The sequence below is a fragment of the Parabacteroides acidifaciens genome (assembly GCF_003363715.1).
GTDB classification, from domain to species: domain Bacteria; phylum Bacteroidota; class Bacteroidia; order Bacteroidales; family Tannerellaceae; genus Parabacteroides; species Parabacteroides acidifaciens.
On the sequence record NZ_QREV01000017.1, the window covers coordinates 24676 to 49328 of the forward strand.

A 24653-nucleotide genomic window follows, 5' to 3' on the forward strand; every position below is an offset into this window, starting at 1 on the left:
ATCTTTTTTATTCAATTAAAACTGTAGATTTAAACCAAATGAGTACGTTCTGGACAACGGATACGTAAACGCATCAAGTGTTTCAGGGTCGTATCCGGGAGTAAAGTTACTGATGGTAAACAAGTTGTTTGCCGAGAAGTATAGACGGATATTTGATAATCCTGTTTTCTTCAACAAATCGTTCGAGAAATTATAACCAACCTGTAAGTTCTTCAAACGTAGATAACCAGCATTGATCATCCAAAAATCGGATGTCAGATGGTTGAATCCTAATGAGCTTGTAGCTTCCAATAGACGAGGATATTTAGCGTCACGATTGTCTTCAGACCAATAGTCTAACTGATGCTCGAAGGCCGGACCTTTACCTTGATCCGACAAAGGACGAATGCTGGGACCATTCAATATATAGTTACGTTTACCAACTCCTTGCATGAAGATACTAAAGTCAAATCCTTTCCATGCACCATTCAGCGTGATACCAAACAAGTAGTGTGGATCGCGGTCGCCAAGAACCACACGGTCGTCAGTATCAATCACACCATCACCGTTCTGGTCTTTGTACTTCACATCGCCCGGCTTTGCATAACGGCGACTGTACACAGCAGAACTTTCAACCTCTTCCGGTGTTTGGAACAAACCTAAAGCTTCATAACCGTAGTAAGAGTTCATGGCAAGACCTTCAGCTGTATAACCATCTTTCCAAGGACTCGTTCCACCTAAGTCTTTTACTTCATTCTTATTATTAGACAAGTTAGCCTGTACACCATAACTGAAGTCACCAATCTTATCATTCCAACTCAATTCTAATTCCCAACCTTTGTTTTGCACCTCACCAATATTGACATTAGGTTTACCAAAACCATATTCCAATGGTACGGGAAGGCCGATCAAGATGTCTTTTGTATTCTTAATGTAGTAGTCAAAAGTTACACCCAAACGATTATCCAACATACGAGCATCGAGACCAAAGTCTAACATAGAAGTCTTTTCCCAACCCAAATCAGTGTTTCCCAGTCCACTTAAATAAGCCGACAAAATGTATTGATTCCCCAAAGCCGCATTTCCGAAGCCAATAGTTGAATAACTTGGATAAAGACCTATACCGGTAGTAGCACCCGTCAACCCCCAAGAAGCACGAAGTTTCAAATCATCCAAATAGGTTCGTGTTTTTTCCATGAAACTTTCAGTGCTGATACGCCACGCTGCCGATACAGAGGGGAAGGTAGACCAACGCTGGCCGCTCGCCAACCGTGAAGAACCATCCGAACGCATCTTCAATGAAAGTAAGTACTTGCTTGCATAGTCGTAGTTTAAGCTACCTATGAAAGAAGCAATTGCCCAGTGATTAGCTGTCCCCCCGTTTGACCAGTTCTCTTTCGACCCGCCATCGAGCACATGGAGAATATCGGTAGGGAATCCGTCGCGATAAGCACCCACGTGATCCCACTTTTCATTTTCTTGTTGATATCCGGCCAAGACGTCAAAGTTGTGTTCACCAAATTTCTTCTGATAAGTAAGCAAAGCCTGTAAGTTATAGTATTGGTTAAAGTCACGTCCTTCGTCCAAGGCATTTTGCCCCATATAAGTTACCTCCTGGCTGTCATAATCGGTATAACCTACCTGACGGTAGAAGGTAGTCGATTTTCCAAACTTAAAGTTCACGTTGGCAATACCTTGGAACTTCAAGGCATCCCAAATATCGTAAGTCACCTTAAAAATACCTGATGCATCGTGAGTGTCATTCAAATTGTGACCTCTTTGGTGCAAGTCAGCCATAGGGTTGACTACCGATTTGGGGTTCATTGCATAGCTACCATCGGTATTATAAGCGATATCGGTAGGGTTCATTTTATACACATCGATAATGATACCATCCATACCATCAACTTCGTCTTTTTGTCTCAAGATGTAACGCATATCGAATGACAAGTTCAACTTTTTAGTAAGTTGAGCATCAACGTTCGAGCGAACATTATATACTTTGTGCTGTGATTCGGGTAATGCACCTGTTTGGTAATCTAAACCAGCGCTCAAGAAATACTTCACATTCTCAGCACCACCGGTAGCCGAAATAGAGTGGCGAGTGGTGATACTATTCTCGAACATCAAGTCCACCCAGTCAGTATTACCATAATGATTAAGATCGGATCCATCAGCAAATTTTCGTATTTGTTCTTCACTATAATATTGGTTTTTACCGTCTTCCGGTTTTAAATTATACATAGCTTCATTACGCATACGAGCGTATTTTTCCGAGCTAACCATCTTAGGTGTTTCGGTTGGAGTGTTTATCCCCACATAGCCATTGTAACGAAAAACAGGCTTGCCTGCTTTACCACGCTTGGTAGTAACCAATATGACACCATTTGCTGCACGCGAACCGTATATAGCAGCCGAAGCAGCATCTTTCAAAACCGATACACTCTCAATATCTTCTACGTTCAAGTAGTTGAAGTTCTCAGCGTCAGTAGGAATACCATCAACTAACAACATTGGTGAACCACCAGAATTCAATGATGTAGCACCACGCAACTGCATACTTGCAGCTTGACCCGGACGGCCAGACTGAACGATTGACAACCCCGGTACTTGACCTTGCAATGCATCAGCCACAGAACTAACAGGGCGATTTTCCAAAACATCGGCCTTAACAGAAGTTACCGCATTAGTCAAGTTACCTTTCTTAACAGTACCATAACCTACTACTACCACTTCGTCCAACGATTGCATATCTTCGCGCAATGTTATATTGATTATGCTCTCCTTACCAACTTTCACGACCTGTTCATTAAAACCGATATAGGAAATCTGCAGATTGCTTCCCGTTGCAACCGTCAATGTGTATTTACCGTCCATATCCGTCACCGTTCCGTTGGTTGTTCCTTTCTCTACTACATTCGCACCAATAACCGGTTCGCCGTTTTCGTCCTTTACGATACCGCTTACCGTTTTCTTATTCTGTTGAACACCGGAAACAGAAGCTGACTCTGTAGAAAGAATAATTTTTTTATCCACCACCGAATAGCGCACATTCGTCCCCGAAAAGACCGTTTCCAACACCTTGAAGATATCACTCTTCTTCGTATTCACAGAAACCCGGCGATTCAAATCGACATGTTTCGTATTGAAAAAGAACGAAAAATCCGACTGGTTTTCAATTTCATCCAAAACTGATTGGACAGTTTGATTCTGTATATTCAAACTGACAGTGGCTTTTTGAGCATAGCTGTTCGTGGCTTGAACCAAGCTGATCGAACAGAATAGTAAGAAGATGTATAACTTCATAACTCTTGGAATTTTGTTTAAGGTAAACCAAAGCGACTCTGGTACCCAAAACAGTTGGGTATTAAAATGTTTTTGCATAACTTTGTAGTGATCTGATTAAAAAAAATGATTTATTACTGCTTGTCGCCAAACAAGCGTTTTAAAGTTAACTCATTTCATCCGGGGAAATACGCCAATATTTTTCCGGATGTTTTTTCTTTAGGGAGGTCTGTTTCTCATGTTTACTTGATTTTTAATAGATTTCTATCCTCGTTTTTTCATTCATGGTATCCTGCGTATCCAAATAACGCCATTTGATATTAGATGATATTTTAAAGATTTCCAATATACGTTCCAACCGCTGGTTGCTGAAAGACCCGGTAAAAGCTTCCTTACGAAGCCGATCGTTGGATAAAACAAATGTCACATTAAACCGCTTTTCCAGCATCCGCAATGCTTCGGGTAAAGGGGTCGCCAGAAAAACGATCTTTCCGTCTTTCCAGGCTATTTCAGAGGCGCCACTCGTTTCTATCAGTTGTATCCGGGAGGAAGAGGAATCATAGGTCAGTTTCTGGCCGGGCTTCATCAAAACAGCCGTAGACCGTTGATTCTTCATATAGTCGAAGCGGACTTTCCCTTCGATCAGTGTAGTAGAGACAAAAGCGTCTTTTTCGAACGCTTCGACGTTAAAAGAAGTGCCCAGCACCTCTATCTTCGTTTCATGCGGGGTAGAAATAACAAAACCATGTTCCGCATCTTTCTGTACTTCGAAAAACGCTTCCCCTTGCAGGGCAACCCTTCTTTTGTCCTTATCGAAGAAAGAGGGATAAGAGAGTTTTGATTCTGAATTGAGATGAACTCTGGTACCATCCGGCAAATCGACTGTTGTTGTCATACCCGGATTCGTTTTCACTTCAATCATTTGGGCGATTTCAACCGGACGAGGCTTCAGATTTTGTATTCCGAAAGCAATCAAAAGAGGAATAAACAAAATCGCTGCAACGCGTTGCAGCCAAGTAACCATGGTTACTTTAGCATGTTCATTGCCCTTGCTCATCTTTTGGCAAACCGAAGACAAGGCTTTCTCCGTATCGACCGCCGACACGACCTGCATCGTATCCGTTGCTAAATAAAGGGTATGGATCTGTTTGGCAATCCGGTAGTTTTCATCCGACTGCTTTATCCATTCCTCAACCATCCGGCATTCTTCCTCTGTCGCTTCACCGGAGCAATAGCGGGGAAGAATATATTCTATCATATTTGTATCAGGTGTTTCCATACCAGTTTATCGCTTGTTTATATAGTAGACAAGAGAAACCGGAAAGATTCCTAAACAGAAGGGAATATTTTTTCAATATTTTTTTTCTATCGCAAAAAAGCTATCTTTGCGACCAGAGATATGAAAGGAGAAATACTACAAACCACAGACGAACGCTTTTTACTTTCAGCCATACAGAATGGAGATCTAAAAGCCTATGGCATCTTGTTCAGAAGATACTATCCGATGTTGTGCGCCTATGCAACAAGGTTTGTAGAGCTGAAAGATGCCGAAGAAATCGTTCAGGACGTAATGTTATGGTTATGGGAGACCCGGCAAACTCAAACCTTCGAAACGTCATTAAGCCAATATCTGTTCCGGACAGTCTATCACCGTGCAATCAACCAAATCGTCCGCCACCAATCCCAATTAAGGGCAGACACGCTCTTCTACGAAAATATGCAGGAGATGTTACAGGATACAGATTTCTACCAACTTGAAGAACTGCAAAAAAGGATCAAAGAAGCAGTGGAGGCCTTGCCCCCCACTTATCGGGAGGCTTTTGTCATGCACCGCTTCGAGAATAAAAGCTACAAAGATATTGCGGAAATCCTGCAGGTATCATCCAAAACCGTTGACTACCGAATCCAGCAGGCATTAAAACAATTGCGGATAACACTGAAAGATTATCTGCCACTGATTTTGTTATTACTGCCCAGAAATATTCTGTCGTAAATACAACACACATCCGCTATTCCCAACCAGATCGATAGTAACCTCATTACGGTTATCCAACTTGATATTCTTGATATCGACAACATCCTTTTTCTTTTCGGATGCCTGATAATAAAGTGTAGCGGTATAGCCTTTCTTGTTTTTCAGAAAATCAAAGGGTAAGGTGATTTGTTGCTGTTCTCCGGCATTCAACATACTAACATACCAATCGGAACCTGAGCGACGGGCGACTACAGCATATTTACCCATCTCTCCCTCCAAAAAGCGAGTTTCGTCCCATACTGTCGGGATAGAATTATAGAAACGGGTTACTGCATCTGTTTTGATCACAGATTCAGCAGAACCTGCACCACCAGCCCGTCTCGGTGATTTCTCGGGGCGATCATACCAATATACAAACTGCCAGGGGCTATAAAGAGCAACCAATTTAGCCAATTGGGCTGCACGTCCCCCCATCTTTCCTGTAACTCTTTCCGCAAAATAACAATTGGTGTAATCACCCGCTCCACAGATCATACGATTATACAACGTATAGATAGCCTGATCCAACGACGGACTTTCCTCATCACCACGGATACCTTCCTGGGTCAGTAAATTCGGATACGTGCGCGAATAGCCCGTAGGCCTATACTCGTCATGGATATCAACCATCAATTCATATTTGGCAGCTTTGCGCACAGCTTGATGCAACCATGCTGTAGCATACTGATCACCCACATTCACAAAACCATATTTTACACCTTTAATTCCCCATTTCTTATACAAAGGCAGAATTTCATCCAGTTGCTGATGCAGTGCTTTTTTATTTACATAAACAAGTATCCCAACTCCTTTTGAATTCGCATATTCTATCACTCGAGGCAAATCAAGCGGACCTTTCGAACGAGCCGAGTCGATCGTAACGGTAGTTGCATCCGATTTGACATCTTCTTCCGCCCCATACCAACCGGCATCAAACAACACATAGGCAATATTGTTTTCGGCAGCAAAATCAATACAAGCCATACTGCCTGCCGTAGTTAACGTTACTTCACGAATCACCTGTCCAGGCTTGATCCAACTGGTATTCGCTATTTGATTCGGTTCATTCAAATTAAGGACGAAATAATTATTTTCGACCAATTTTCCCGGATGCCCGGCAACCATCACATAACGCCAAGGAGATTGATAGCCAGCCATATCCAGATTAACCTTTCCAGACAGTACAGATTGTACTCCAAAGCCAGTCTCACTCTTTTCCAACTTCATGCGGGAATAATCGACAAGGGCAGCTTCCCCGATTGCCGCAAAACAATTATTGTTTACCTGAATCACCTGCGGACGATCGGCAGCCCCTCTCAACGCACTCAACTTCGTTTCGGAATAAGCACCTTGCGCCATGCCGGTCACCCAAGTTTTACAATCTTCCTGAAACAAAAATTGCGTTTTCTCATCGGTTACTGTACGGTTCCAGAAATCCAACTTATCGAATGCATAACGGAATGCTAATCCTTCATCATAGAGACGTACATACAAAACGATCTCTTTCCGGTTCTCATCCGACTGAAGGGTTAGTGCCACTTCATTATACCGGTCCGTCACAACAGAACGTTCTCCGTAAATAGGATGCCAGGTCTGATCGATCGATTCTCTCTTTTGGCTGGAGACCTGCCAATTACCTTTCATAATATTTTCATCCAAAGAAAATTGCAAAGTCTTTGCTGTTACAACTTTTCCACCATCCGTGAATAAATCGATCTCTACATTCTTTCCTCCGACTTTAATATCGGCCTTCATTTTCTCAGCCGGACTAACAAGCGGGAAAGTAGCTTGCTCAGAAACCCCCATGGACGGATTTTTCTTGATAACAAGACATGCTCCGCCGCCAGGAGCCAGCTTCAATGTCAGTTTATCATTGTTTGTCAGTTGTCGGGTTGCAACCTTCAGACTTTCACGGTTTGTCAGATAGTGGGCATCGTCGCCGTCCTCAATGACCTCGACAGTATATTTTCCTTTTTCCAGGAAAGAAAGAGGCAAATCTATCGTCCGTCCGGATTCATTCGTAGCGGCACCGACAAGGTAAGCTTCATCCGTTTCCCTCATCATAACGATATATTCCCCGATTTCACCAGCCAAGGTACGGCTCTCTTTCCACGGCATCTTCTGTGTAGACAGGAAGTTTAACAATGCCGGATATTTTCGGTAATATTCAGGAATATCCGGTAAAATGGTCACACCGGAAAAAGTGATCAACGTACGGGCAGCCTCCGAAACCAATGTAGAAGGAACCGGCTGGCTCTCATCCACACGCGTCGTATGTCCGGGACGAAGATCGAACATCCCATTGTTCATATCGACCGGACCCGCAACCATATTAACAAAGACAGTCGTCACAAATGTTTTAGGTTCGAACACATGATGTCCATCCAATTGGGCGTGGCAATATTCGCGTGTTACGGCATTCGGCCAGGTACGCATCTGTCCATAGGGATGAACCGGACCATCATGAAAATCGACTAACAAGTGGTTTTGCGCACAAAGTTCAGTAATCTTTTTCGTCCACTGATTCTTTTCTTCCTGTGTTCCACTCATAAAGCCGTATTTAACCCCGGCAGCTCCCCACTCGCCATACTGCTTCAACGTCTTTTCTATCGGAAATTTCTTCCCTCCGACATCATTCAGATAGAGCCAGATTCCGACGCCTTTCTGTTTTCCATACCCCAACAGCCGTTGGACATCTTGTGCTTTTTCACCTTTGACCGGATCAGAATCCGATTCGAACTCAGGTCCGTACCAATTAGCATCCAATACTAAATACTTAAATCCCTGTTCAGCTGCAAAATCGACCATACGGGTCCAGGATGGATAAGACATTCCATACGTAAAACCATCCCACACAGCTCCGTTGATACGCCAGTCCCAAACTGCCAATCCTGGCTTGACCCACGAAAAGTCATAGCAAGGATCGGGATCCGGATTAAGTAACTCCAACAAATGGGAATCGGTCAACGTGCCCGGAGTCGTCCCATACAAAACGACACGCCAGGCTGAAGTATACCCCGGTGACAAACAGGCAGGCTTAGAAGCAACCGAAAAAAGCGATTCGCCCCCTTTGGATTGTAAGACAAGAGGTGCTCCTGTTTCCAGGCAGGCTTCATGAATTGCCATATAATGTTTATCACCAGCCTTGACGGTCATTACCGGCAAACGGGTTCCATCTGTTTCCGTCAACTTTTCCGGTCCTATATTATGATTCTCGCCGTTATAGAACCATGCCGTATAATTCCCGGCAAAATTATAGGCAGTCAATTCGGACTGCACATTTACACGTTGCCCTTCGCCCTCCGGTATTTTATAACAGAATGCAAAGCCGTCATTATATCCCCGGACTACCAGCTGCATCCACTTCGGTTGACTGGCCGGATTCCGCAAATCGATCATCAATTCATTAAAATGATCTTCGACCACAGCCCGTTTTCCCCAAAGTGGTTTCCATTCATTCCGGACTTCCCGGTCAGAGACGTTCTCTATTTTCCAACCGGAAGAAGGAACCGTCTCCTCTGATTCCAATCGAAAGCCCAATGGAGATTCTTTGATTAGTACCTCTCCATTCACAGCAAAAGTATAGGTCAACAAACCATCATTATGCCGTTGTATCCCCATCACTAACTTTCTGTCAGGAGAGAAAACCCGGTAATGTTCTGGCTGATATTGGGCACAGGCCATATCTACACCCAGCCATACCAATAGTAGAAAAACAAGTGTTACAGATTTTTTATTCATATATGTTTTTGTTGGTATTAATAATAGATTTACTTACAAAAGCCCATAATCTACCGGACAAATATAAGAACAAAAAGGGAGGTTTCCATCCCGGAGACCCCCCTTTAAACAAACAATCAACAAATGTGTCTAATGTGTCTAACCTAAATAATGTTATAGTGTTATTGGTGTACCGTTATAAAAGTCCAGGATCTTGGCACGGAAGATGAAGTTGTACTTGGCTTGTGCCTGTTCGGACAAACTCTGCGCATACTTCGTCTTGGCTTCGCTATATTCGAAGACGGTGCTCTTGCCGGCGGCATAGCGGTCTTCGGCATACGAGAAGGCTTCCTTGCTGGCAATGACCGATTTGTCAGATGCGATATATTTCTCCTGGGAGGCCGTTGCGTTATAGTAGGCCTGCTGGATCTCCTTATACAAAGCTTTCTTCGTATTCTCCATCATCAACTCGCGGTTGCGGATGTTGATACGGGCGGAACGGACGCTGTTGCGGACCTGGAAACGGTTGAAGAGCGGGATGCTCAGGCTGAAACCGACTGTCTTACGCCCGTTATTCTTCAGCTGGTCGCTGAATGCGATATTATCATAATCTCCGTCACCGGAATAATGGTAGTATCCGTTACTGTAGCTGGCTCCGAAATTCAACTTCGGATAATAACCGGCCTGTGCCACTTTCAACATCTTCTTCTGGCTTTCCAGCAGGTATTCCTGCTCCTTGATCTGCGGCTTGAAAGAGACGGCATGATCATAGATATTGTCCGGAGGCAAGATACTACTCATATACTCTTCAACAGCATCCCCGGTTTCGGGAACGACGATATCGAAGTTCTCGCCGTCGCGCTCCAGCTCCAGGCTCTGCGTCAGGTCGAGCAAAGCCAACTTGACATTGTTATTGGCTTCCGTCAGGGAAACTTCGTCTTTCGCCAACTGCGCTTTCATATCGTACAATTGGGAAAGCGGCACCTTACCGTTTTTCACCAAGGCTTCGGTCTTCGTCACCTGCTCGCTGCTTAGCGCAACCTGCAATTCGGCGATCCGCTGTACTTCCTTATTATATAATACCTGCAAATAATAGGATGCGATATTGATCGACAAGTCCTCTTTTGCTTTGTTCAACGTCTCGACAGCCGCTTTCAGGTCCAGCCGGCGGGCGGCGATATCGTTCGGGATTCTCATACCGTCGAAGATCGGCATGCTCAACGAAATGGAAGCCGAAGTATTGGCTGAGTTCTGGTCCACAATAACGCCGGTCTTGGACGGGGAACGGCCGAAGTCGAAATTCTGTCCGACGTTGGCATTCAGGTCGGGCAACCAGCTGAACTTGCTTGTGTTCAGTTCCACTTCACGGCTTGCCTGCTCCTGTTGCCGCTGCTTCAGATCGATATTATGTTCGATCGCATAGCGGATGCACTCTTCCAAAGACCATTGCTTGGCCGGTTCCTGCGCCCAGGCAAAAGAACCCGAGAAGAGTAAAGCTGTTGCTATTATCAATTGATTTCTCATTGCTTTCATATTTATAATCGGTAGTATCCGTTTTTATCTCTTTGCCGGATCGGCTATCGCACCGCGAATTTTATCACTCTCGGTTATGCCATCCTTGATCTCAATCCTGATACCATCGGACAATCCCACTTGTACGGCACGCTTTTCAAACTTCTGCTCCGGCTTTTCCTGTGTCACGACCTGGACAAAGGTAGAATCGCCGCTAAACTCGACACAACTTTCCGGCACGGATAAAACATTCTCCGCACGCTTCAACACGATCTCGGCATTCGCACTGTAGCCGGCACGGATAAAGGCATCAGCCGGTATCTGCACGGCGGCTTTCACCTCGAACAACACGGCACCGTTCTCTTCCACGCCTTTCGGTGCCACATATTCCAGCATAGCGTCGAACGTACGGCTTTCCATGGCGCCGACTGTCAGTTTGATCGGCATACCTTCGTTGATACGACCTACTTCCGTCTCGTCTACTTTTCCTTTAAAGATCATATTGTTCATATCGGCTACCGTGGCGATTGTCGTACCGTCGTTGAAGGTATTGGACTGGATCACCGAGTTACCGACCTTGATAGGCACATCCAGAATCATACCGGTAATCGTAGAACGCACCTGCGTCGTACTGGAAGCAGTCGACCGTTTGGAGATACCCTCGCGGATGATCTCGAGAGCGTCCTGTGCATTCTCGGCCTCTTCCTGCGCCTTCTTATAGTTGGCAAAAGAGGTTTCGTAGTCTTCTTTGGAGATGACCCCTTGTTTATGCAGTTCTTCGTCACGCTTGAAAGTGGCGCTGATCTGGTCGAGGCTGATCTTGGCAACCCGTACGCGCGATTCGGCACTGTTCAACTGGACCATTTCGGGGATCACCTTGATACGTGCGATGATCTCTCCCTCTTTCACCATCTGTCCGGCTTCTTTCAGCAATTCGGAAATGATACCCGACATCTGCGGCTTGATAAGCACTTCGTCGCGGGGTTCTACTTTTCCGGTTGCCACTGTTTTCGTCTCAATCGTGTCCCGGGAAGGGGTTACCACTTCGTAGACGGTAATGACGGGCTGTGCTTTCTTCCATAAGAAGTAGAAAGTGCCGATAACTGCTGCTCCTACAAGTACCAGGAATATGATCCGCAGGATTTTTTTTACGATACGATTCTTCATAATGATATCTTATTTTTAATTTTCAACTTTCAACTTTCAATTATATTCACTCTTCTCTGATTGCATCGATAGCCTTGATCTGCATCGCCCTCCAGGCAGGGATCAGCCCCGCCAGCAAGCCGCTGAACAAGAGGATAACCGTAGCCGCCACCGCTGTCCCGATACGAATCTCCGGATTGGAGAAAAACGTGCCGTTCGACGAATCGCTTCCGCCACTCATCAAAGCATTGTTCACCACATCGAGCAAAAAGGTCCCGAGACTCAATCCGATCAGTCCGGCAAGCGAAGTCAAGAGCAGACTCTCACTCATGATCTGCGAAATAATATCGAACGGCTTTGCCCCAAGAGCACGTCGTACGCCGATCTCGCGTGTCCGCTCCCGGACAGTCACCATCATAATATTGCTGACACCGATAATACCCGCCAGCAAAGTTCCGATACCGACCAGCCAGACCAGAATATTAATGCCGGTAAACAAGAGGTCGAACGTCTCGAACTGCTTGGCGATGGTGAAACTGCTGATCGCATGCTCGTCCGTCGGCGAAATTTCGTTCTGCGAACGCAAGACGGTCTTTATGTCTTCCACCATCTTGTCACAGGGATAACCATCGTCGGCCGTCGCACACAGGAACCAGAATTTATCGCCCTGGTTGGAAGCCTGCTGGAGCGTCTTGAACGGGAGCATCACACTCTCCTCCGTACGTCCGCCTATCTGCGCGCGGGGCTTCGGCTTGATCACGCCGGCCACCTGGTAATAAATGCCGTTCACCCGTATATATTGTCCGATCGGATCTTCATCGGGAGCAAAGAGGACTTCCCTCACGATACTGCCGATCAAGCACACTTTGCGCCTCTCGATCATGTCGATTTCATTCAGCAGGCGTCCCGCCAGGATATGCTGCGTCTCGATATTGAAATATTCGGAGTAGACGCCACGCACATTATAAGTACCGGCTTTCTGTCCTCTTACGACATTATTCTGTCCGCCCCACTGCATAATCATCGGCGAGAGATAGCGAACACCTTTCACCCGCTGGCGTATCGTCTCCAAATCGCGGTTACGCATCTGCCAGTAGCGGCCTTTCTTATATCCTTTATAGGGTTCACCAGTCCGTTCCGAGAAGAAGAAAGCCGAGTTGGTCGAGAAACCATCTACATTCTTCATGACCCCGTTCTTAAACGCGTTACCGGAGCCCAACAGAATCACTAACATCAGGATTCCCCAGAACACGCCGAAACCGGTCAGTATGCTACGGGTCTTATTACGGGTGATCGTCACCCATATCTCCACCCAACGATCTATATCAAACATGAACATAATATTGAATTATGATTTTTGAATTATGAATTATTCCTCTCGCATCGCCTCGATAGCCGTAATCTTGACTGCTTTACGTGCCGGGAAATAGCCTGCCAGCACTCCGGCGCCTACAATCAGAGCCGTAGCGGACAAGGCCACGCTCAGGTTTACCGTCGGGTTCAGGAAGATACTCATATCATCCTGCGAAACATTCTTTCCGGCATTCATCATTTCCATAACGGCATTGATTCCTTCCGTCAGTCCGATTCCCAGCACCATCCCCAAATAGCCGAATACCGCCGTAATCAGGATCGACTCGACAATGATCAGTTTCAGGATCGAAAAGGGAGTCGCCCCTATCGCTTTCCGGATACCGAATTCCCTTGTCCGTTCACGCACCGTTATCAGCATGATATTGCTCACGCCTACGATTCCGGCAGTCAGCGTCCCGATACCGATCACCCAGATAAAAAGGGCGATACCGTTCAGCATGCCGTTCAGCATCATAAAGTCTTCGAGTGTGCTCCACATACCGATCGCCCTCCGGTCCTCCGGATCGAACTTATGGCGCAGCCCCATCTGCTGGCGGAACCGTTTCTCAAAAGCGTCGTATTCTTCTTGCGTGGAAATACCGTTAATGGTAAAGATGATGTCATCCAGCCCGTATCCGGCATTGTATAAAGTCTGAGCCGTACTGAAAGGGATATAGGCCGGAGCATTGTTATCATTGTCCTCCGCTTTATAAACACCGATCACCTGGTAAGCGACACTTCCGGCATTCACATATTTGCCAAGCGGGTCAGCTCCTTTAAAGAGCACCTCTTTCATACGGGGACTGAGGACGATCACTTTCCTCTTTTCCCGCACGTCTATATCATTGATAAAACGCCCGTTGCCAACCGTCATCTTGATATTGTCGATGATAGCCTTTGACGGATGTACGCCGTTCAGGGAGTAGGCATTATATTCTTCGCCATACGAAAGCGTATCGCCCCGGCTGATGCTTGCCGTAATCAAATCCACCTCAGGATTTTCACGCGGTATGGCGACCAGGTCTTCATCTTTATATTCGATCCGCCGGTTCGTCTGCATTCCCTGATAAGGTTTGCTTGTGTAGCGCGGCCATGTCTGTACCCGGTTCATACTGAGATTACGAAAGTTAGACATGATCCCATTCTTCATCCCGTTTCCGGCGCCCAACAGGACAATCAGCATAAAGATGCCCCATGCCACCGAAAAACCGGTCAGGAACGTACGGAGCTTATTCTTTTTGATCGTGCTCCATATCTCGCGGAAGTTGTCAAAATCAAACATGGCCCCGTCCTTTTTCGATTGTTTCTATCAGGCCGTCTTTCACACGGATAATGCGGTCTGTGGCATCTGCCACGGACTGTTCGTGCGTAACGATTACCATCGTCATCCCTTCCTCGTTTACATTACGAAGAAGTTCCATCACCTCGACTGTCGTCTTACTGTCGAGCGCTCCGGTCGGTTCGTCCGCCAGGATCACCTGTGGTTTGGCAATCAGGGCGCGGGCTATGGCGACACGCTGTTTCTGTCCGCCGGACATTTCGCTCGGCATATGTTCCGCCCAGTCTTTCAGGCCGACCATATCCAGATATTCCATCGCCATCGCGTTTCTCTTCTTGCGGTTTATTCCCTGATAATACAAGGGCAGAGCGACATTCTCCATCGCATTCTTGAATGAAATCAGATTAAAGGACTGGAAGATGAAACCGATCATCCGGTTACGCAGTTCTGCCGCACGGGTTTCGCTCAGATTGCGGATCAACTGCCCGTTTAAGGTGTAAGTTCCCGTATCGTATGTATCCAGTATTCCCAAAATATTCAGCAAGGTGGATTTTCCCGATCCTGACGCCCCCATAATAGAGACCATCTCTCCCTTTTCTATATCCAAGTCTATGCCTTTCAAGACGTGCAGCGGTGCACCATTGAAATACGTTTTGTTAATTCCTTCCAGATGAATCATGATATTTGTAGTTGCTTTTATCTATTAGACGAACATTTTGAAAAATCGTTACACAAAAAGGAAACTATTTTGTTATTTATTGCCACAAATATAGGTCCTAACAAAATACCTTGTATCACATAGTACTGATTATTACAATATATTAACAACCCGATGCAAGGCCGGGAGAAGCGGACTTCCTACATCAGACCGGCGGCCTGCCGTAGAAAAACCAGCCAACTGCCTTGTAATTCCGATTGTCCCGGCACCTAATTCCGGCCGCCTCCCATCCAATTCTTGTCCGACCCGGGTCGAACGGCTGTTTGACGGAGGTCGGACAGCTGTCTGACGAGTGTCGAACAACTGTTTGACCCGGGTCGGACAAGGATTAAGTGGGAGGTGAACTAATTTAGGATGCTCATCCTTCCTAATTATCTCCTACATCGGCAAAAATATCTCCCTATACATTATATCAAGAATGCTTCTTTTTCTTTTTTGGAGAGAGACTGAAAGACAATATCATATGAGTCTTTTACAAGTTCTTTGATCTTGTTGTCCGAAACATCCTGATTGAAATAAACGCTAATCCAATATTTCTTATTCATATGCCAACCGGGAGTTATGCCGGAATACCGGGCCTGTAACTCTCCCGACTCGTCAGGATTGCATTTGATACAGCAAAAGTCAAACACTTCGATATTTACAAAACAGAACCACTTGCTTCCCACATAAAAACACAGGACATCCCGGCTGTACTTATCCGCCACATTCGGGAAGGGCATCTTCTCATATACGCCTTTCAATGAGAGGCAATATTCTCTAAATTCTTCGACATTCATACGCTCTATCTTTTCTATTTATTTTCCAGCTATTTCTTATCCATCACAACATCAGTCAGCTCCTTATAAAAAGTCTGGTACTCCTTTTCCGTTATCTCCCGTTGGGTGGTAAGGATGACTAAAGGATGTGCATGATAGCCGTCGCGATAAGGGGGATGAGTATGCGGATAGGGATTTTCATGGAAACCGCATCTTTTATAGAACCTCAAGCGCGCTTCCGAAACCTCATCGACGACCGGATCTATTTCCAACAAGACGATTTTTTCCGTCGACCGGATGAAATCACGCAAGATGGCGCTTCCGTATCCCGCGCCTCTCAATTCCCGGTTAACGGCAAAATGCTCTATATAAACAGATCCGTCAAACTCCCAGTAAGAGATGAATCCTATAAAGACATCGTTTTCTTTGTATCCGGTCAAATGATAACGGGTAGAAGCGAAAGCCTTTTCCTGTTGCATTTCCGTTCTCTGCTCGAAAATGGGGAAGCTAATCGAATAAAGGTCCTTGAATAAGCTATAGAGGGAATGTTTTGAAGAGTCTATATTTATGTATTCCATAATTCCGTATTTACTTGTTTGCAGATGACGAAAATACACCATTTCACCCTAACAGCCAACTTTGGCCATCCATTTTTATCCCGCCACCCGGCAATACTTTTTACCGGTTCATTTCATTCTATTGCCAAGATTAACGTACCTTTGCATCCCCAAACGAAAGAAAATATATAACATTAATATAATATGGTAACAATAGGGACACCAAAATCGGCCACCGCGACTAAAGTTTTGCTTTGCGGTTCCGGCGAATTAGGAAAAGAGTTTGTAATCGAGTTGCAGCGTTACGGAGTGGAAGTGATTGCGCTGGACAAATATCCGGACGCTCCGGCGATGCAGGTTGCACACCGTTCATACGTCGTATCGATGCTGGACGGAGAAGCATTGCGCGAAATCGTAGAAAAAGAAAAGCCTGATTATATCGTTCCGGAAGTGGAGGCGATCGCGACACAGACGTTGATGGAACTGGAAAAAGAAGGATTCCACGTCATCCCGACCGCCCGCGCCACCTGGCTGACGATGAACCGCGAAGGCATCCGACGCCTGGCAGCGGAAGAATTGGGCCTGCCGACTTCGCCTTACCGTTTTGCCGAAACGAAAGAGGAGTTCATAGAAGCTGTAAAAACAATCGGAATGCCTTGTGTCGTTAAGCCGATCATGAGCTCAAGTGGCCACGGGCAGAGCGTCATCCGCAAAGAAGAAGATATCGACCGCGCCTGGCATTATGCGCAGGAGGGCGGACGCGCCGGCGCCGGCAAGGTCATCGTGGAAGGGTTCGTGGATTTCGATTACGAAATCACCCAGTTGACGGTTCGCCATATCGGTGGCACCTCGTTCCTGGAACCGGTCGGACACGTACAGGTCGACGGCGACTATCGCGAATCCTGGCAGCCCCAGGCGATGAGCCCTGTGGCAAAAGAAAAAGCGCGCGAAATTGCGGGCAAGATAACGGAAGCGCTCGGCGGACGTGGTATCTTCGGTGTCGAGTTGTTTGTTAAGGGCGAAGAGGTGATCTTCAGCGAAGTATCTCCCCGTCCGCACGACACGGGCATGGTCACGATGATCACGCAGGATCTTTCGCAATTCGCCCTGCATGCCCGCGCGGTATTGGGCTTGCCGATACCTAACATCGCATTCCACGGAGCCGGTGCTTCGCGTGCCGTAGTGGTCGAAGGGGACAGCAAACAGCTTTCATTAGGTAATCTGGATAAAGTCCTGGAACAACCGGACACACAAATGCGTTTCTTCGGTAAACCGGAAGTCCACGGACACCGCCGTATGGCTGTGCTGCTGGCTCGCGGACTGGATGTGGCCGATGCACGCCGGAAGACAGGGGTGATGATGGAGCGGTTGGAAATAAAGTTGTAAGTTAAATAAAATAGCCCAAAAAGGTCTCCCCCTCTTTGGGCTATTTTTCTTATAGAGAATCTATTATCTCGGCATCCAGGCCAGTAACGTTCATGATAGTCGCCGCATCCAAACCTTGGGCCTTCATTTTGGCAGCAGCAAGACGCAAACCTTCAAGTTTACCTTCCATTCGACCTTTTTCGATGCCTTTTTCAAGTCCTTTTTCAAGTCCTTTTGCCATACCTTTTTCGATTCCCTTTTCGATTCCCTCTTTAATTCCTTTTTCGACCCCTTCCATATATCCTTTCTCTATGGCATAATCCAATACGCCTTGATTATCCCGATATATTTTGAGGCTCTCTTCATATTCCATACGTTCCTTCTTATTCAGGTTGACTATTTTCGCCAGCCTTTCCAATTTTTCAAATAGCTGCTTCTGGCCTTTGAATGGTAATGTTTCCAACTTCTCCATATACTTTAATGTATAAAGCCAATAATCTAAACTCGTTTTACATTCAGCCTCTTCTTTATTAAAGAAAGGCATCTCCAAATAGATCTGGCGCATCGTTTCACTCATCTGTTTTCCTGTTTCACGATCTGCCAATACGATATCGGTACGCACTTTATCCGTTTTTCCGGATTTAAAATTCAGCAGGAAAATACCATATACCGGATAAAGTTCAAACCTCCAATCATTTCCACGTCGGTCCTGACCACTGATAATACGACAAAGATAGTATAATCCTCGTTCATAAAAATAAGTTTGGGGAGCATTTTGTACTTCGACAATAAAAATACGTCCATCCTTATCCTTACATTTCAAGTCAAAAACTGCCGCACGCCCGTCCGTACTTTCCGCCGGCATTTCTACATTCAAAAAAGATAATTCCGTGATTAACCGTTCACCTTCGAACAGGCCGTTCAATAGGTCGATAAGGAGTTCTTTACTGTCTTCTTGTCCGAAAAGATGCTTGAAAAATTTTATCTTTGTGCAACAAGAATACAGTCTTCCGTGTTTTGTTTATAAATGAAAGGAATACAGAAATGAGACTGACATATATCTATCACAGTGGTTTTGCGATCGAGGCGGACGGCTTTGCCATCCTGATCGATTATTTTAAGGATACGGGAAAGTCACCGGGTGAAGGGTTCGTACACGAGAAGTTGCTTAATCGCGCGGGAACATTATATATATTAGCGTCTCATTTCCATCCCGACCATTTCAACCCGGAAGTGTTGAAATGGAAAACATATAAAAAGGACATCGTCTATATCTTCTCGAAAGATATCCTGAAAAGACGCCGGGCAGGGAAGGATGACGCCCTTTACCTGAAGAAAGGAGAGTCTTATCAAGACGAGAACTTGCGAATCGAGGCATTCGGATCGACGGACTCCGGCATCTCTTTTCTGATCGATGCCGAGGGTAAACGCCTTTTCCATGCCGGCGACCTGAACAACTGGCACTGGAAAGACGAATCGACTCCCGAAGAAGTAGCAGAAGCGGAAAAGAACTACCTGAAAGAGTTGGACGACCTGGCAAAAGCGACCGACAAACTGGATGTCGCCATGTTCCCGGTCGATCCGCGTATCGGAACGGATTTCATGCGGGGAGCGCAACAATTTGTCGACCGCATCCGGACAAAGATATTCGTCCCGATGCATTTCTGGGAACGCCCGGCCGAGGTGGAGGCTTTCGGCCCTTATGCCGAATCGCGCGGATGCCGGTATGCGCTGATTTCCGTGCCGGGAGAAGGGACGGAGGTTTGAGATTTAAAAATGAAGAATTAAGAATTAAAAAATAACACCAATAAGAATCTATGGAGATAAAGAGTAGATTTGATCATTTTAATATTAATGTCCTCGATCTGGACAAGAGTATTGCTTTTTACGGCAAGGCGCTCGGACTGAAAGAACATCACCGCAAGGAAGCGGCAGACGGTTCGTTCATCCTGGTTTACCTCACAGACAATGAAACCGGCTTCCTGCTGGAACTGACTTGGCTGCGTGACAAAAAAGAAGCCTACGAGTTAGGCGATAACGAAAGCCATCTCTGCTTCCGCGTGGCAGGCAATTATGACGAGGTGCGCGAATATCACCGCGAGCTCGGATATATATGCTTCGAGAACACGGAGATGGGCTTGTATTTCATCAACGACCCGGACGATTACTGGATTGAGATTTTACCTGCTAAATAACATATTAGGTAACATATTCACGCCTATTTCGGTTTTTTTTGAATAAAATCATTGCTCCTTACCAGATTCCTCTTATATTTGCTTTCCAGAAAAAGCATTATTAATCTAAAATATAAAATCATGGAGAAGCCTTATGTAGTAGGTATCGATATAGGTGGTACCAATACTGTTTTTGGCGTAGTAGACGCAAGAGGTTCAATCTTGTACAGTGGATCAATCAAGACTGGTAAATATACCGATGTTGACGAGTATGTTAGCGATCTGGCAACAGGTCTGAAATTAGTGATCGACCAGGCTGGCGGCCCGGATAAAATAAAAGGTGTAGGCGTTGGGGCTCCTAACGGGAACTTCTTCAACGGCTGTATCGAATTTGCCCCGAACCTTCCCTGGAAGGGTAAAATTCCTTTGGCTCAGCTGATCAGCGAAAAGTTGGACGGAATACCCGTTGCATTGACAAACGATGCAAATGCGGCTGCTATCGGTGAAATGACTTATGGCGCAGCACGCGGTATGAAAGACTTTATCGTGATCACTTTGGGAACAGGTGTCGGCAGCGGTATCGTAATCGGCGGTAACCTGGTTTACGGACATGACGGATTTGCGGGCGAGTTAGGTCACGTGATCATGCGCCGTAACAACGGACGTCCTTGCGGTTGCGGTCGTCAGGGCTGTTTAGAGGCATACGCTTCTGCAACAGGTGTTGCCCGTACGGCACGCGAATTTCTGGAAATCCGTAAGGACGACAGCTTGCTTCGCGAACTGGACCCGGACGAAATCACATCCAAAGACGTATATGATGCAGCAATGAAAAACGACAAGTTAGCGCTGGAAATCTTCGAATTTACAGGAAACATCTTGGGTGAAGCATTCGCTGATTTCGTTGCCTTCTCAAGTCCTGAAGCGATCATCCTCTTCGGTGGTCTGACTAAATCCGGCGATCTGATCATGAACCCGATCAAACGTTCGATGGAAAAGAACATGCTGAAAGTGTTCGAAGGTAAGACAAAACTGTTATTCTCTCAATTGAAAGAAAGCGATGCAGCCGTATTGGGCGCAAGCGCACTGGGTTGGGAAGTAAAATAAACACAGGTGAAAGTGGAAAGGTGAAAGTGGAAAGTTTAATTTCTCAACTCTCACCTTTCAACTTTTAACTTTCAACTTTTAACTGCCATGCATCCTTTACACCAATTTGCGTACTGTCCGAAATGCGGAGCCAAAACATTTGTGGAACGCAACGAAAAAGCCAAACAATGCACCACATGCGGATTCGTCTATTATTTTAATCCATCTTCTGCCGTTGCCTGCTTCATCCGGAATCCGGAAGGAGAGTTATTGCTCGTCCGCCGCGCCAAAGAACCGGCTAAAGGAACACTCGACCTGCCCGGCGGTTTTGTCGACATGTACGAATCGGCCGAAGAGGCCGCCCACCGGGAAGTAAAGGAAGAAACCGGGCTGGATCTGACCGATTGCCGCTACCTTTTCTCCATTCCCAACATCTACCCCTATTGCGGCTTTGACGTCCACACGGTCGATATGTTCTTCGAATGCCTCACCGAATCGTTCGACGGAGCTAAGGCGGAAGACGATGCCGCCGAAATAGTAATCCTCCCCGCCAGCCAACTGAATCCGGACGATTTCGGCTTACAGTCCATCAAAAAAGCGGTAGGCCGCTATATAAAGTAATATATTTCTTATATTTGCAACTTAGAACTAACGGATACCGTTATATTTATATATATCTGTATTATAAAAGCTAAGGAGTGATGAAAAGAATACTTATTCCACTGTGCATAGTTGTGGGGAGTCATGTTGCGCATGGGCAACGGTCATACCAGTTTGATGCACCGGACCGCCTATTTGTAGAAGGGAAAGAGTTGTTTAGTTTAAAAAATTATGCCGGTTGCATCGACAAGCTGGAGGCTTATAAACAGCACTCCACCGACGCAGACCTGATTCAGGAGGCCGACTATATGCTGGTCTACGCCGCCTACGAACAGGGGCGTCCCAATGCAGACGAGCTTCTGAAAGACTACCTCGAAGAATATCCGGCTTCCCGTCACAGCAACGAGATCGATTTTCTGATCGGGTCCATCCATTTTGAACGCGGAGAATACGAGAAAGCGATCTTCTGGTTTAACGAAGCCGACATCGACGTCTTAAGCCCCGAACAGCAGGAAGCCTATTCCTTCCGTCTGGCTTACTCGTTGTTGCAGACCGGCGAGATGGAAAAAGCGCGCGGCTACTTCGCCCGCATCGAACAGATCGGCGATAAATACAAAGAGGCATCGACCTATTATGTCGCCTATATCGACTACGCAATGGGCAAGTACAACAACGCCCTTATCGAGTTTTCCCGCCTGAAGGAAAGCCCGAAGTTCCGCGAACAGTCGCAGTACTACATCGCACAAATCTATTTCATCCAGGGAAAATATGATAAGGTGGTGAAAGAAGGCGAAGAACTTCTCTCCCTCTACCCCGACAGCAAGAACAACAGCGAGATGTACCGCATCGTCGGTGATTCGTATTACCACCTGGGCGACCAGAGCAAGGCGATCCAGATGTTGAGCAAATATGTTTCCACAACGGAAAACCCGCTCCGCAGCGACCTCTATATCCTGGGTGTCTGCTATTATAATAAAGGTAACTACAGCAGCGCCGTCAACGCTCTGAGCCGGACAGTCCGCCAGAACGACGAGCTGACGCAAAACACTTATCTCTACCTCGGACAGTCTTACTTGAAGTTAGGCGACAAGAACAACGCTCGTATGGCGTTCGAGGCAGCCGCCACCTCATCGTTCGACAAGCAGATAAAGGAAGTGGCGATGTACAACTACGCACTGCTGATCCACGAAACGGCCTTTACCGGATTCGGCGAGTCGGTGACAATCTTCGAAGATTTCCTGAACGACTTCCCCAATTCGAAATATGCCGACAAGGTGAACGATTACTTAGTCGAAGTCTACCTGACGACCAAGAACTACGAAGCGGCTCTGAAGTCGATCAACAAGATCAAGCATCCGAGCACCAAGATACTGGAAGCCAAACAAGACATCCTCTTCCAGCTCGGGACACAGGCCTTCACCAACGTCAAGTTGGACGACGCCGTCAGCCTCTTCAGCCAGGCAATCACACTCGGTTCCTACAATATGGAGGCCCGCAACGACGCCTACTTCTGGCGCGGCGAATCGTACTACCGCATGGGAGAATATGAAAATGCGATCTCCGACTACCGGACCTACCTGAACAATACACGCCAGCGCAATACGGATATGTACGCACTGGCCTACTATAACTTAGGTTACAGCTATTTCAAGCTGAGAGACTACAGCGCCGCCCTGAACCGTTTCCGCCAGTATGTCGATCTGGAAAGCAACCAGCAGGCAGCCTCGCTGGCCGACGCCTACAACCGTATTGGCGACTGTCTCTACCAGAACCGCCAGTTCAGCCTGGCCGAAGAGAACTATTCGCGTGCCGCCCAGCTGTCTCCTTCCGCCGGCGACTACTCCATTTACCAGAAAGGATTCTTGCTCGGCTTGCAGAAAGACTACAGAGGCAAGATCAGCGCCATGGACCGCCTGATCACCGAATATCCCGAATCGCAATACGTAGACGACGCCCTGTTCGAGAAGGGACGTTCTTACGTGCTGCTGGAAAACAGCTCTTCCGCCGCACAAGCCTTCGAGAAGCTGATCCGAGAATTTCCACAGAGCAGTCTGGCGCGTAAGGCAGGCATCCAGCTCGGTTTGCTTTACTACAATGACAACCAGCCGGAGAAGGCGCTCGCAGCCTACAAGAACGTCATCAGCAACTATCCGGGTAGCGAAGAAGCGAAGGTCGCTTTGCAAGATTTGAAATCGGTCTACATCGACCTCAACGATATCAACGCATACGCTAACTACGTAAACTCCTTGGGCGGCAACATCCGCCTGGAAGTAAGCGAACAGGATTCGCTGACCTACATCGCTGCCGAAAAGCTCTTTATGCGTGGCGATAACGACGGCGCACGCCGCAGCTTAGTCAACTATTTGCAGACATTCCCCGAAGGTGCATTCAGTTCGAATGCCAACTTCTATTTGGGAAGTATCGCCTTTGCCAAGAAAGAGTTCGACGAAGCAATCCAGCGCTTCAAATCGGTTATCGCAAGCGGCGACACCAAGTTCCTGGAAGAATCGGTTGCCCGCACCGCCGAAATCGAATACCTGGGCAAGGATTACCCGGCAGCATTGGAAAGCTTCAAGCGCTTGCAGGTCGTAGCCGAAAGCCCCGAAAACAAGCAGGCGGCCCGTTTAGGTATCATGCGTTGTGCTCTTCAGACCGGACAGCAGAAAGACGCGCTTTTAGCAGCGGACGAACTGTTGAAAGAGCCGAAGCTCTCGCCCGAACTCGAAGCGGAAGCCCGCTACGTCCGTGCCAAAGCCTACATCGACCAGAAACAGGGAAACAAGGCATTGGCCGACCTGAAAGAACTGAGCAAGGATACGCGTACGGTGCACGGCGCCGAAGCCAAATACCTGCTGGCACAATTATACTACGACACCGACAAGGACAAGGAGGCGGAAAAAGTACTGATGAACTTCATCGAGAACGGTACGCCTCATCAGTACTGGCTGGCTCGCGGATTCATCTTGCTGGCCGACATCTACATCCGCCAGGGTGATGACTTCCAGGCTCGTCAGTATCTCACCAGCCTGCAGAACAATTATAATGGTGATGACGATATCGCCGGTATGATAGAAAATAGATTGGGAAAACTAAAGAACTAAGAAGAAGTG

General features: G+C 46.7%; 18 protein-coding genes. 7 read left to right on the forward strand and 11 right to left on the reverse strand.

From position 1 onward, the window contains the following. Positions 1-15: 15 nt before the first annotated feature. The gene (locus DWU89_RS09140; RefSeq protein WP_115499347.1) at positions 16-3285 is read right to left on the reverse strand and encodes a TonB-dependent receptor; all 3270 of its coding nucleotides are present in this window, start codon (positions 3283-3285) and stop codon (positions 16-18) included. Between the two features lie 232 nt (positions 3286-3517). Then, positions 3518-4543, reverse strand: coding sequence for a FecR family protein (locus DWU89_RS09145; RefSeq protein ID WP_115499348.1), 1026 nt, complete (start codon positions 4541-4543; stop codon positions 3518-3520). 120 nt (positions 4544-4663) lie between these two features. On the opposite strand from DWU89_RS09145, the gene DWU89_RS09150 reads away from it, so the two are divergent. Next, a complete protein-coding gene (locus tag DWU89_RS09150) occupies positions 4664-5257 on the forward strand; it encodes an RNA polymerase sigma-70 factor (protein ID WP_115499349.1) in 594 nt (197 codons plus the stop codon). Here the strand turns inward: DWU89_RS09150 and DWU89_RS09155 are convergent. From DWU89_RS09155 to DWU89_RS09190, 8 genes are all read right to left on the reverse strand, one after another. Next, the gene (locus tag DWU89_RS09155) at positions 5231-9019 is read right to left on the reverse strand and encodes a glycoside hydrolase family 97 catalytic domain-containing protein (RefSeq protein WP_115499350.1); all 3789 of its coding nucleotides are present in this window, start codon (positions 9017-9019) and stop codon (positions 5231-5233) included. The genes DWU89_RS09150 and DWU89_RS09155 overlap by 27 nt on opposite strands. Positions 9020-9172: 153 nt before the next feature. Continuing rightward, positions 9173-10522: a TolC family protein gene (locus tag DWU89_RS09160; protein WP_115499393.1), complete on the reverse strand. Its 1350-nt coding sequence runs from the start codon at positions 10520-10522 to the stop codon at positions 9173-9175. 33 nt (positions 10523-10555) lie between these two features. Further along, on the reverse strand, positions 10556-11677 hold the full coding sequence (locus DWU89_RS09165; protein ID WP_115499351.1) for an efflux RND transporter periplasmic adaptor subunit: 1122 nt from the start codon (positions 11675-11677) through the stop codon (positions 10556-10558). 46 nt (positions 11678-11723) lie between these two features. Continuing rightward, a complete protein-coding gene (locus DWU89_RS09170) occupies positions 11724-12989 on the reverse strand; it encodes an ABC transporter permease (protein ID WP_115499394.1) in 1266 nt (421 codons plus the stop codon). Between the two features lie 36 nt (positions 12990-13025). After that, positions 13026-14291: an ABC transporter permease gene (locus DWU89_RS09175; protein ID WP_115499352.1), complete on the reverse strand. Its 1266-nt coding sequence runs from the start codon at positions 14289-14291 to the stop codon at positions 13026-13028. After that, positions 14284-14967, reverse strand: coding sequence for an ABC transporter ATP-binding protein (locus DWU89_RS09180; protein WP_115499353.1), 684 nt, complete (start codon positions 14965-14967; stop codon positions 14284-14286). The genes DWU89_RS09175 and DWU89_RS09180 overlap by 8 nt, the downstream gene beginning before the upstream one ends. A 446-nt stretch (positions 14968-15413) precedes the next feature. Beyond that, positions 15414-15785, reverse strand: coding sequence for an MmcQ/YjbR family DNA-binding protein (locus tag DWU89_RS09185; RefSeq protein WP_115499354.1), 372 nt, complete (start codon positions 15783-15785; stop codon positions 15414-15416). Between the two features lie 29 nt (positions 15786-15814). After that, the gene (locus tag DWU89_RS09190) at positions 15815-16342 is read right to left on the reverse strand and encodes a GNAT family N-acetyltransferase (protein ID WP_115499355.1); all 528 of its coding nucleotides are present in this window, start codon (positions 16340-16342) and stop codon (positions 15815-15817) included. Between the two features lie 183 nt (positions 16343-16525). Between DWU89_RS09190 and purT the strand changes: the two genes are divergently transcribed. Next, on the forward strand, positions 16526-17707 hold the full coding sequence (gene purT / locus DWU89_RS09195; RefSeq protein WP_115499356.1) for a formate-dependent phosphoribosylglycinamide formyltransferase: 1182 nt from the start codon (positions 16526-16528) through the stop codon (positions 17705-17707). 49 nt (positions 17708-17756) lie between these two features. On the opposite strand, the gene DWU89_RS09200 is transcribed toward purT, so the two are convergent. Then, entirely contained in the window at positions 17757-18692 is a 936-nt protein-coding gene (locus tag DWU89_RS09200) for an Rpn family recombination-promoting nuclease/putative transposase (protein ID WP_115499357.1), read from the reverse strand. A 38-nt stretch (positions 18693-18730) separates the two neighbouring features. Here DWU89_RS09200 and DWU89_RS09205 point away from each other — a divergent pair, with 38 nt between their 5' ends. The 5 genes from DWU89_RS09205 to DWU89_RS09225 all read left to right on the forward strand — a co-directional run bounded on the left by DWU89_RS09205 (position 18731) and on the right by DWU89_RS09225 (position 24644). Then, positions 18731-19453 carry an MBL fold metallo-hydrolase gene (locus DWU89_RS09205; RefSeq protein ID WP_115499395.1) on the forward strand — a complete coding sequence of 241 codons (723 nt, stop codon included), beginning with the start codon at positions 18731-18733 and terminating at the stop codon, positions 19451-19453. 50 nt (positions 19454-19503) lie between these two features. Further along, complete coding sequence (locus DWU89_RS09210) at positions 19504-19881, forward strand: VOC family protein (RefSeq protein ID WP_115499358.1); 378 nt, start codon at positions 19504-19506, stop codon at positions 19879-19881. 120 nt (positions 19882-20001) lie between these two features. Next, positions 20002-20964 carry an ROK family protein gene (locus tag DWU89_RS09215; RefSeq protein ID WP_115499359.1) on the forward strand — a complete coding sequence of 321 codons (963 nt, stop codon included), beginning with the start codon at positions 20002-20004 and terminating at the stop codon, positions 20962-20964. Between the two features lie 87 nt (positions 20965-21051). After that, positions 21052-21564, forward strand: a complete 513-nt coding sequence (locus DWU89_RS09220) for an NUDIX domain-containing protein (protein ID WP_115499360.1) — start codon at positions 21052-21054, stop codon at positions 21562-21564. A gap of 80 nt (positions 21565-21644) precedes the next feature. Next, the gene (locus DWU89_RS09225) at positions 21645-24644 is read left to right on the forward strand and encodes a tetratricopeptide repeat protein (RefSeq protein WP_115499361.1); all 3000 of its coding nucleotides are present in this window, start codon (positions 21645-21647) and stop codon (positions 24642-24644) included. The last annotated feature ends 9 nt before the right edge of the window (positions 24645-24653 follow it).